Raw genomic sequence first — 9,966 nt, forward strand, 5'->3', positions numbered from 1 at the left:
GGGTCGGATTGTCAACAATCGACAGGAGTTCATGGTGGCCAAGCTCTCCCCCATCCTCAAGCAGGCAACCCCGGTCGTGGCGGCTCGCGGCGAAGGCGTCCAGCTCTTCGATGAGGACGGCCGTCGCTATCTCGACTTCACCGCCGGCATCGGCGTGACCAGCACCGGCCACAGCCACCCGAAGATCGTCGAGGCCACCCAGCGCCAGATCGCCAACCTGGTCCACGGGCAGTACACGACGGTCAGACACCGCCCGCTCCTCGACCTGGTCGACCGCCTCGGCCCCGTCCTCCCCGCCGGCCTCGACAGCCTCTTCTTCGCCAACTCCGGCTCGGAGGCCGCCGAGGCCGCGATCCGGCTCGCCCGCCAGGCCACCGGCCGCCCCAACATCGTCGTCTTCCACGGTGGCTTCCACGGACGGACCGTCGCGGCCGCCTCGATGACCACCTCGGGCACCAAGTTCCGTGCCGGCTTCAGCCCGCTGATGGCCGGCGTCGTGGTCTCCCCCTTCCCCGACGCCCCTCACTTCGGCTGGCCGCAGAAACAGGCGACCGAGTTCGCGCTGCGCCAGCTCGACTACACGCTGCAGACCCAGAGCGCGCCGGCCGACACGGCCGCGTTCCTCGTCGAGCCGGTCCTCGGCGAGGGCGGCTACGTGCCTGCCGACCGGGCCTTCCTCGACGGCCTGCGCGAGCGCGCCGACCGGCACGGCATCCTGCTCATCATCGACGAGGTCCAGACCGGCTTCGGCCGCACCGGCGAGTTCTGGGGACACGACCACTTCGGCTCCCGTCCCGACATCATCATGACCGCCAAGGGCCTGGCCTCGGGGTTCCCGCTGTCCGCGATCGCGGCGAGCGAGGCACTGATGTCGAAGGCCTGGCCCGGCTCGCAGGGCGGCACCTACGGCGCCAACGCCGTCGCCTGCGCCGCGGCCCTGGCGACCCTCGACGTCATCGAGGAGGAGGGCCTGGTGAAGAACGCCGCCGAGCGCGGCGCCGAGCTCCGCTCCGCCCTCAAGCAGGTCGCGAGCAAGCACGACGCGATCACCGACGTACGCGGCCTCGGGCTCATGCTCGGCAACGAGTTCCGCACCCCGGACGGCGAGCCCGACGGCGCCACCGCCGCCGCGGCCCAGCAGGAGGCCGCCCGGCGCGGCCTGCTGCTGCTCACCTGCGGCGCCTGGGGCCAGGTCGTGCGGTTCATCCCCGCCCTCGTCGTCGATTCCGCGGCCATCGACGAGGCCGCCGGCCTCTGGGCCCAGTCCGTCGACGCCGTCCTCGGCTGAGCGCCGGGTCCCGCACGATGACAGACGATCTCGAGCGACTGCTCCGCTGGGAGGAGGCCGGCGCTACCTGGGAGGCGATCTGGCCGCGCGACGGTGAGGTGACCATCGTGCTGTGCACCTGCGACAGCGGCGAGGAGGTCGACCGCTACACCTCGGCGGCAGCCGACCTGCTCGACCACGTGCGGAGTCACTCCGCGGGGTGATATCCGGTTGCTCACGGCGTACGCGTTCTCGAATGATGGCCGGATGACTCCGACCGAGGTGTGGCCGCTGTTCGGCCTGGTGATCCGGACCCCGCGCCTGGAGCTGCGGCTTCCGACCGACGTCGAGCTCGCGCGCTTGGCGCAGGTGGCGGCCGACGGCGTGCACGAGCCGACGCAGCGGCCGTTCCTGACCCCGTGGGCGGAGCGGCCACCGCTGGAGCGAGCCCGCCACGTGATGCGCGGCGCCTGGTCCAGCCGGGGCGACTGGAAGCCCGAGGACTGGAGCCTGGGGCTGGCCGCCTTCCTAGACGGCGATCCCATCGGCGTCGTGTGGGTCTCGGCGAGCGAGTTCGCCACCCGACGCGAGGTCAGCACCGCGTCCTGGCTCGGCCTGCGACACCACCGCCGCGGCCTGGGCACCGAGGCCCGCCTGGGCGCCCTCACCCTGGTCTTCGACCACCTCGGCGGCGCCTACGCCACCTCCGAGGCGTTCCCCGACAACGCCGCCTCTGTCGGGGTCTCGACGAAGCTCGGCTACGAGCCCGACGGCATCTCCCGCGACGTACGCGACGGTGAGGTGCTGGTCTCCCACCGCCTCCGGCTCGGCCGGGAACGGTGGGAGCTCAACGACCGCAGCCGAATCGAGGTCAGCGGCCTGGAGCCGTGCCTGCCCCTGTTCGGAGCGGCGTAGACCGGATCAGCGCAGGAAGCAGAAGACGAAGACGGCCACGCACAGCACCAGCGACAACGTGGCGTTGAGGGCGAGATTGCGGCCGAAGTCGCGGGCCCGGATGTGTGCCGAGACGGCACACACGAAGTAGACCACCAGCGCCGCGCTGGTCAGCGCCCCGACGTACGGCACCCACAACCCGGCGACGAGGCCGGCGGTGGCAGCGACCTTGACCCACGGCATCACCGGCCACAGCGCCCGCGGCAGCCCGACGTCGGTGAAGCACTGGGCGATGAAGCTGACCGGCTTGAAGCACATCGCCGCATCGCCGATCTGGATCACCGCGAGCACCACGACCGGCCACCACGGGTCCGGACGCTCATTGACGTGCGCCGCGACGACCCCGCCGAGGTCCTCCTGCGCCGCCGCGTACATCCCGGTGACCACGAGCGTGGCCAGCGACAGCACGAGGCCGACCCCGGCACGGCCCAGTCTCCGGTCCCCCATCCGCAGGTGCGCCCCGATCGCGAGCACGAAGAAGACCACGAACCCGGCTGCGGCGACGATCCCGACCGCCGGGACCGCGAGCCCGACGAGCAGCCCCAGGAAGCCCAGCGCGTAGGACGCCCCGATCGGGAACCTCAGCCATTCCAGCGGCACCGAGAGCCGTTGGGCCTCGGTCACCGGTATCCGATGTCCGGTCAGGTTGAGCACCGCCCCGCCGAGAGCGGCGATCGAGGCGACGAGGGTCACGGTGAGATAGGTAGCCGTCATGGTCATCCAGACACCGCTGCCCCGTCACCTGTGACGGTGTTACCTGCTCAGCAGCCCCGCGACCGCCCCGAGCCCGGCGAGGCCCGCGTCCCGGACCGCCACCACAGTGCCGCTCTCGACCTGGCCGAGCACCCCGACCAGCCGAGACGCCCGCACCAGGCGGGAGGTCGCGGGACGCCGGGTCCGGTCGTACGCCACCAGCGCACTCTCGACGCGGGCGTGGCCGGCGAGCTGCGCGGCTAGGACGGCGGCGTCCTCGATCGCGGCACAGGCGCCCTGCCCGAGGTTGGGGGTCGTCGCGTGCGCGGCGTCGCCGAGGAGGACGACCCGGCCGTGGTCGAACCGCTTCAGCGGCAGCCGCAGGTCGCAGATGTCTCCGCGGAGGACGGCGCTCGGTGGCGTCGCCGCCAGCAGCTGCGGGATCGGCTCGTGCCAGTCGCCGACCAGCGCGGTGACGTCGGCATGGTGGTCCCCGCCGGTCTCCCCCGCCGGCCGGTTGGCGGTCACGAACCAGTACGTCCGGCCATCCACCAGCGGGGCGTAGCCGACGCGAACCCCGGTCCCCCAGGTCTCGCCTCCCGTGGTCGACGCGTCACCCGGCACCGGCTCCGCGGTCACACCGCGGTAGGCGGTGTAGCCGGCATAACGTACGTCCTCGCGCTGATGCAGCTCTTTCCTGATCGTGCTGCGGATCCCGTCGGCGGCGACCACCACGTCGGCGTCGTCGAGCTCAGCCAGGCTGGTGACGGTCACGCCGGTGCGTACCTCGATCCCGTCGCGCGTCTCCAGCTCGCTCACCAGCGCCTCGTGCAGCCGGGCCCGGTGCACCATCACCGGGGTCCGCTCGGCGGCGTCGACGCCCACCTTCGCCAGCCAGCGCCCGTCGGGCCGCCGCAACCCCGCCTGGATCGCCGGCCGGGTGCCGTCCACGAGCCGATCCGCGACCCCGAGATCGTCGAGGATCTTCCACGCCCGCGGCCAGATCGAGAGCCCGGCGCCGACCTCGCCCAGCTCCGGCGCGCGCTCCAGCACGGTGACCTGCCAACCGACCCGGGACAGCGCGAGCGCCGTCGTGAGCCCTCCGATCCCCGCGCCGACCACCAGGGCACTCCGGCTGCTCATCGATCCACTCACGACGCGCAATCTAGCCGACGTCGACCTCAGCCCGGGCCGACGAGCTCGTACGTCACAACCGCACCCTGCTCTCGCACCCGTCGGTCGAGGCGGTCACCTCCTGGGTGTCCAGTCCGTGCCCGGGATGCCGCCCTGCGGCAGGGTGAAGGTGTATCCCTCGGCCAGCTTCTCCGGGAGCACCGTCTCGACCGCGTCGACGGTGTTCTCGCGGTTGCCACCACCGTCGTGGGCGAGGGCGACCGCGCCGGGGCGGATCGCCGCCCGGAGGTTGCTCGCCAGCGTCTCCGCGGACAGGTCGTTGCCGTCCCAGTCGAAGATCACGTTGCCCAGCCCGAGCGGCTGCATGCCGAGGGATGCGGCGACCTCTCCGGTGTTGCCCCAGCTCCCGTTGGGAGCCCGGAAGTAGGGCACCTGCTGAGCCGGGTCTCGCAGCACCTCGCGGATCGTGGCCAGGTTGGCCTTGAGATCCCGCTCGACCTGGGCGCGCGACCAGCTGCCCATGTCGGCGTAGGACGTGGAGTGGTTGCACAGCGTGTGGCCCGCGGCGACGATGCGTCCCAGGATCTCGCTGCCGCCGGGCGCGGTGATGTTCTGGCCGATGACACAGAACACCGCGGTGACCTCGTGAGCGGCCAGGATCTCCAGCAAGCGATCCGTCTCGCCGGGGTTCGGGCCGTCGTCGAAGGTGAGAGCGGCAACCTTGCCCGTGCCCCTGGCGGCGGCGAGCGGCGTCGAGGTCGGACGGAGCGCGCCTCCCGGCACGAACCCGGGGTCCGAGCGGAGCTGCCAGTCGCCGCTCGTGCTCCAGACAGTCATGACAGACTCCTTCGACATCGTTGTCGAACACAATCAAGGCGCAGCTGATCCGTGTCAAGGACCGAGTCGTTCCCACAAGTCTGAGTACTCACGCTCATGCGCGCCGCGGCCCGATCAGAGAGTCTGGAGACATGAAGCTTCTCGTACGCCTCGCCGTGATCCTCGGCGGCAGCCTCCTGTTCTCGACCGTGATGACCAACCTCTTCCCGACCGAGGACGCGAACATCGGCGCAGGCCTGATCTACTTCGCGCTGCTGCTCACCGTCTCGGGGATCTGGGGGCTGTGGGACGGCCACCATGCGGCGACCCTTCCGCCCGTCTTCGTACGCTGGGCGCTGATCGCCGGCGTGGTCGGACTCAGCGGCCGGTCCGGATCTGGTTCGAGGAGGGTCGCGACTTCGACGTGCTGTGGAGCGATCTGTGGAACCTGACCCCGTTCCTCGCCGGTCTCGTCCTCGCTCCCGCGGCGGTCGGGATCGGCATCGGCTACGCCCTCAACAGCGGCCGGAGGATCGCGCGGAGCACGCCGCACCAGCCGTCCCTCTAGGCTCTCCCCAGCAACCGACCTCCCAGCAGTCGACCCAGAGGAGCCAAGATGACCACCTTCCGCGAGGCGATCGAGGCCAAGGACATGGACGCCGTGGAGGCGATGCTCGCCGAGGACGTCGTGTTCACCAGCCCGGTCGCGTTCAAGCCCTACCCTGGCCGGGCGATCACGGCCGCGATCCTGCGCGCCGTGGTGAAGGTGTTCGAGGACTTCACCTACGTGCGCGAGATCCACGACGGCGTCCACCACGCCTACGAGTTCACCGCCACGGTCGACGGCCTCGACCTCAACGGCTGCGACTTCCTCACCTACGACGACGAGGGGAAGATCGTCGACTTCAAGGTGATGGTCCGTCCGCTGCGTGCCGCCGAGGCTCTCGCCGCCCGGATGGGCGAGCAGTTCGAGGAGATCAAGGCCGCCGCGATGCGCGGCTGAGGCCGTCAGTCGACGGGTCGCCCCTGCCGGCGCTCCTCGAGCCGCTGCTGCGCCTCGGGCAGGAACTTCAGGCACGGCGCGTCCGACTCGGGATGCTTCTGCGTCAGGTGGAAGATCCACCGGTCCATCGCCGCCATGAACCCGTTGTCCTCACCGGCACGGTAGGTCGCCCACTTGATCCTGTCCCTGACGACGCACTCCGTGCAGGTGATCTTGTAGACGAACTGCTCCTGCGCGTCGAGGTCGATCCTCACCGTGGCCAGGGGCCCGGCCTGCGAGGCTGCCTTCCGCTCACGAGCGGACCTGCTCGCTGTCATGCTGCACCTCGTTCTGGTCGGGAGACGAAGCCTACGTCAGCAGGTCGTCACCACGTCGAAGCGGCCGCCCGCGGACTCCTGCAGGGTCGTCACGGTGGCGTCGCCCTGCCCCAGGTAGTCCTCCGAGACGTTCGCGTAGAACGGGTTGTAGGGGTTGGTGCCGTAGGAGTGCGCGCGCCCGGCGGCCTCGTGCTGGGCGTTGGTCGCAGCGCCGCAGTAGAGGCCGGGCTCGGTCGGCGGGTCGGTGGGCTCCTCGGTCGGCGGGTCGGTCGGCTCGGTGCCCCGCTCGACCCGGCGGTTGTTGTCGAAGAAGAAGTCGGTGACGTACGCCGGGTAGTCGATCGAGTTCGTCGTGACGTACGAGCCACCGGGGCCACCGCCGGCCGGCCAGTTGTGTCCCATGCCGGTGTTCTGGATCAGGGACACGCGCGGGCCGGTGCCGTCCGACCACAGCGTGCCGGAGCCGGCGGTGTTGTTGCCGGCGAGGCCCGCCAGGGAGAAGGACGACTGCGATCCGGCACTGTAGATCCCGGCCATGACCTGGGCGTTCAGGGTGTTGTAGCCGGGCGCGACAGTGGTGTCGTTGGAGCCGTAGATCACCGATGTGAGCTGGCTGCCGAACCCCGACGAGGCGGTGCCGGCGAACGTACGGCAGGTGTTGGTGACCTGCGACTGGGTCACCGCCACCGAGCCGATCTGCCCCGAGGTCGTCCCGACCGAAGGGCCGGCGTTGATCCCGATCCCGGCGAAGACGTCGGGCGCGAGGCAGCCCATCACCATCGTCTCGCCGCCGCCCGAGGACAGCCCGGACAGATAGACCTGGTCGGGGTCGATGTCCAGGGCCGGATCGGCGAGCAGGTCGCTGACCAGCTGGAGAAGGTTGTCGTCGTGCCTCCCCGGCGAGGTCCGGGAGTGGTTGCCGTCGTAATAGTCCCAGCAGCCGAGGAGTACGCCGCCGTTCGGTGCCGCGGGGATCGCCACGACCATGCCGCGCGCGTCCGCGGTCGCGGCCCAGTTGCCGCCATCGCGCAGGGCGGCCGAGGTCTGCACGCAGCCGTGCAGGTTGACCATGAGCGCACGCCCGGTGCCGAGCGTCGGAGCGGTGCTGGGGACGTACAGCTGGGTCGTCATCCCGCCCGCCGTCCGAGCCGTCCACGTGCCCGCCGCGGCCGTGGAGGGCTCGGCGGGTGCGACCGCGACGGCCGCACCACCGGCCAGCACCAGCCCGAGGCCGACGAGCGCGGCACCGACTCGTTGCTGCCGAAGCTGCCGAAACCGGGACGAGATCCGAAACCCGAGACGCATGACCGATCCTCCTGAGCGAGACCAGCCCGCCGCCTCCCGGCAGGCAGACCGACCGTAGATGTGACGCCCGCCACAGGTCTATGTCGACGCGGACCACAATCCGACGCTCGGACGTGTCGATCCGGCGTCGCTCACCGATAGAGCTCCTCGTCGATGCTCGCCAGCCGCGACGGATGGACCCGCTCCCCCAGGCCGTAGAACTGCTGGAAGCTCATCACCAGCGGCCGCCAGCGATCAGGATCGATCCGGTGGGCGTGACCATCCAGACGCAGCTCCGGGGCGACCCGCACCGCAGTCACCGCGACCTCGACGGCCAACAGCTTCGGCTCACCGAGCTCATGGAGCGCCGCGACCGTCCCCTCGATGTGCACCGGGCACTCCGCCACCGACGTCGGCAGCACCGTGTCGGATCCGTACGCCGTCAGCCCGGCATGGGCGTACTTGTCGGACACATGCACGTACCCGCGCTCGGCCTTCGCCGCCGACATCGCCGCGTTGCCCGTTGTCAGCGCGAGCCGGTCGACCTGGGTCACGAGGTCGACGCTGGGAAGGTTGAGCACGATCTCCGGCCGCTCCCTCAGATTCCGCGCCGTCTGCGATGACGCGCCGATCCCGAGAACAGCCGTACGTCCCAGCCAGAAGACCGACGACATCGGCATCAGGTTCGTGGTGCCGTCCTCGTTGACCGTGGAGAGCAGTACCACCGGCGTGCCGAAGTAGAGGATGGCCGGATCGATGTCGACATGCGTACCCATGCCTCGAACCTAAGCCGCCCCACCGGCGACTTCCGGCGGGTATCCGACAGGGCAGTCACGGACGACGGGTGAACCGGATCGTGCCATCCGGTAGCCGCTCATGGACGTACGCCGCGTTGTGCGCGAGGCGGTGATGGTGGGGACACAACAACGCCCCGTCCTTGAGGTTTGTCTTCCCGCCAGCGGCCCAGGGGTCGAGGTGGTGGGCGTCGCACCATTCCGGTGGCATGTCGCAGCCCTCGGCCTGGCAGCTTTTCTGCTGCAGCCGGAGTGCCTTGCGCTGGATCGGTTGGAAGAACCGGCTGCCCCTACCCGCGTCGAGGACCTCACTGTCGCCACCGAGGACCCAGGGGATGATGGTGGCGTTGCACGCCATCCGCCTCGCCTCCGCCGCGGAGATGATGGTGCCGTTGGTCTCGTCATAGCCCAGGGTCGCGATGCCAAGGTCCTTGCGGAGCTCCTTGAGGGAGATGACCACGTTGATGGTCGTCGCATCCCCACCATGCCTTGGCAACGCGGCCGGGTCGACGGTCTCGAGGAGCCGGGTGAAGCCTTGGCCCATCAACCGCTCCCACGGCGGCAGCGGAGCGCCCTTGGCGACGAGTTGCTGTTTGCGGGGTTGGGCCCAGGCCTCGACCAGCCGCTTGAACCGCATCCCCATCGAGGTCGGCAGCACCCCGTCGAACCCGACGGTCCCGTCGTGGTTGTCCCACACCCGCAACGCGGTCTTCTGCTGAGCACGCTCCTCCTCAGCCAGGAGGGCTTTGGCCTCGGCGTCTTCGAACCGGGCCGGGTCGATCTCGGCCAGGATCCGTCTCCCGACGATGCGGAGCTCGTTCGCGGTCAACCGAGAGGCGTAGTCAACCAACAGCTTCTCGGCCAACACCAAGTCCTCGGCACTGGCGGCAGGGTCGGTCTCGATCTTGTCGAGCGCTTGGGTGATCACTCGCGCTTTGTCCTGGGACACCACGCCCTCGGCTAGGCCGGTGGCGACGAGGTCGTACTTGGTCACCGCCGCCGCGAGCTTCACCTGCGAGCGAGCCACGGCTTTGTCGACGAGGAGCTCGGTCCGCATCCACCCGGCCGCGTCTTTCGCACCGGTCTCCTCGGCGATGTCACCGGCCGTGGCGAGCACTCGCATCTTCAAGGCGGCTTGTTGGGCTTGGAGCTTCTCCAACCGCTCCAGCAGGTCCTTCTTCTGGCTCGTGCGCCAGTAGGCGGGATCGGTGGCCAGCAACTCTTGGAGGGCGGTCGCGATGGCCTGCAACGCAGCGTCGATCGCGTCGCCGGGGTTGGTGCCCCAGGGGTCGATCGAGCGGCCGAGACTCATCGCTGCCCTCTCCTTCAGAGGTGTGCTGTGATGGGTCTGATTCTACGCTCACCACCCCTGTCTGGCCATCTATTTTCCCTGGTCAGGGCCAATTTTCGCGGTGAGCGAACGACCTCGCTTCTGTGGATGGTAAGTGGCCCGAAGGGCCACCCTCACGCCCCATCAACATCACCTATCCGAAGCAGGATTCCGCTGCGCCACACCCGGGCCGCCGCCCCGATAGCCAGCCAAGTTTTCTCGATCTGGTCCGGAGTCCAGGACCGCCGTAGGCGGCCGGCGAAGCCGGCGCCCGAAGGGCGTCCCGTAGTGCCTCATGTCAAGATGCCCGCGAAAGGTGGTCGGTGCCTCAGTTAGGAATGCCCGCGAGGATCTAGCCGACGGCATCGACGCCC

At 69.9% G+C, this 9,966-nt stretch carries 13 protein-coding genes; 6 read left to right on the forward strand and 7 right to left on the reverse strand.

All coding sequences use genetic code 11. The features are described from left to right. Positions 1–31 precede the first annotated feature (31 nt). From ABT304_RS28780 to ABT304_RS28790, 3 genes are read left to right on the forward strand one after another with little or no spacing between them, the layout of a single operon-like run. On the forward strand, positions 32–1,288 hold the full coding sequence (locus ABT304_RS28780; RefSeq protein WP_350720574.1) for an aspartate aminotransferase family protein: 1,257 nt from the start codon (positions 32–34) through the stop codon (positions 1,286–1,288). Between the two features lie 17 nt (positions 1,289–1,305). After that, positions 1,306–1,491: a hypothetical protein gene (locus ABT304_RS28785; protein ID WP_160024081.1), complete on the forward strand. Its 186-nt coding sequence runs from the start codon at positions 1,306–1,308 to the stop codon at positions 1,489–1,491. 43 nt (positions 1,492–1,534) lie between these two features. Continuing rightward, positions 1,535–2,182, forward strand: coding sequence for a GNAT family N-acetyltransferase (locus ABT304_RS28790; protein ID WP_350720576.1), 648 nt, complete (start codon positions 1,535–1,537; stop codon positions 2,180–2,182). Positions 2,183–2,188: 6 nt separating this feature from the next. On the opposite strand, the gene ABT304_RS28795 is transcribed toward ABT304_RS28790, so the two are convergent. From ABT304_RS28795 to ABT304_RS28805, 3 genes are all read right to left on the reverse strand, one after another. Then, positions 2,189–2,941: a DoxX family protein gene (locus tag ABT304_RS28795; protein ID WP_350720578.1), complete on the reverse strand. Its 753-nt coding sequence runs from the start codon at positions 2,939–2,941 to the stop codon at positions 2,189–2,191. 33 nt (positions 2,942–2,974) lie between these two features. Beyond that, positions 2,975–4,069, reverse strand: coding sequence for an FAD-dependent oxidoreductase (locus tag ABT304_RS28800; protein WP_350720580.1), 1,095 nt, complete (start codon positions 4,067–4,069; stop codon positions 2,975–2,977). 93 nt (positions 4,070–4,162) lie between these two features. Continuing rightward, positions 4,163–4,885, reverse strand: coding sequence for a polysaccharide deacetylase family protein (locus ABT304_RS28805; RefSeq protein WP_350720582.1), 723 nt, complete (start codon positions 4,883–4,885; stop codon positions 4,163–4,165). 131 nt (positions 4,886–5,016) lie between these two features. On the opposite strand from ABT304_RS28805, the gene ABT304_RS28810 reads away from it, so the two are divergent. Genes ABT304_RS28810 through ABT304_RS28820 form a run of 3 tightly spaced genes read left to right on the forward strand, consistent with a single transcriptional unit; the run spans position 5,017 to position 5,867 of the window. Further along, positions 5,017–5,316 carry a hypothetical protein gene (locus ABT304_RS28810; RefSeq protein WP_350720584.1) on the forward strand — a complete coding sequence of 100 codons (300 nt, stop codon included), beginning with the start codon at positions 5,017–5,019 and terminating at the stop codon, positions 5,314–5,316. Next, positions 5,289–5,432: a hypothetical protein gene (locus ABT304_RS28815; protein WP_350720586.1), complete on the forward strand. Its 144-nt coding sequence runs from the start codon at positions 5,289–5,291 to the stop codon at positions 5,430–5,432. The genes ABT304_RS28810 and ABT304_RS28815 overlap by 28 nt, the downstream gene beginning before the upstream one ends. A gap of 48 nt (positions 5,433–5,480) precedes the next feature. Continuing rightward, positions 5,481–5,867 carry a nuclear transport factor 2 family protein gene (locus tag ABT304_RS28820; protein WP_350720588.1) on the forward strand — a complete coding sequence of 129 codons (387 nt, stop codon included), beginning with the start codon at positions 5,481–5,483 and terminating at the stop codon, positions 5,865–5,867. Between the two features lie 5 nt (positions 5,868–5,872). Here the strand turns inward: ABT304_RS28820 and ABT304_RS28825 are convergent, their stop codons facing one another. The 4 genes from ABT304_RS28825 to ABT304_RS28840 all read right to left on the reverse strand — a co-directional run bounded on the left by ABT304_RS28825 (position 5,873) and on the right by ABT304_RS28840 (position 9,574). Next, positions 5,873–6,184 (reverse strand): hypothetical protein, encoded by a 312-nt coding sequence (locus ABT304_RS28825; RefSeq protein WP_350720590.1) that lies wholly within the window; start codon positions 6,182–6,184, stop codon positions 5,873–5,875. A 36-nt stretch (positions 6,185–6,220) separates the two neighbouring features. Then, positions 6,221–7,489, reverse strand: a complete 1,269-nt coding sequence (locus tag ABT304_RS28830; protein ID WP_350720591.1) for an extracellular catalytic domain type 1 short-chain-length polyhydroxyalkanoate depolymerase — start codon at positions 7,487–7,489, stop codon at positions 6,221–6,223. Between the two features lie 131 nt (positions 7,490–7,620). Further along, positions 7,621–8,244 (reverse strand): flavin reductase family protein, encoded by a 624-nt coding sequence (locus ABT304_RS28835; protein ID WP_350720593.1) that lies wholly within the window; start codon positions 8,242–8,244, stop codon positions 7,621–7,623. Between the two features lie 55 nt (positions 8,245–8,299). Further along, positions 8,300–9,574: an HNH endonuclease signature motif containing protein gene (locus ABT304_RS28840; protein ID WP_350720595.1), complete on the reverse strand. Its 1,275-nt coding sequence runs from the start codon at positions 9,572–9,574 to the stop codon at positions 8,300–8,302. Positions 9,575–9,966 lie beyond the last annotated feature (392 nt).

The sequence above is a fragment of the Nocardioides sp. NPDC000445 genome (genome assembly GCF_040300245.1).
GTDB lineage: Bacteria > Actinomycetota > Actinomycetes > Propionibacteriales > Nocardioidaceae > Nocardioides.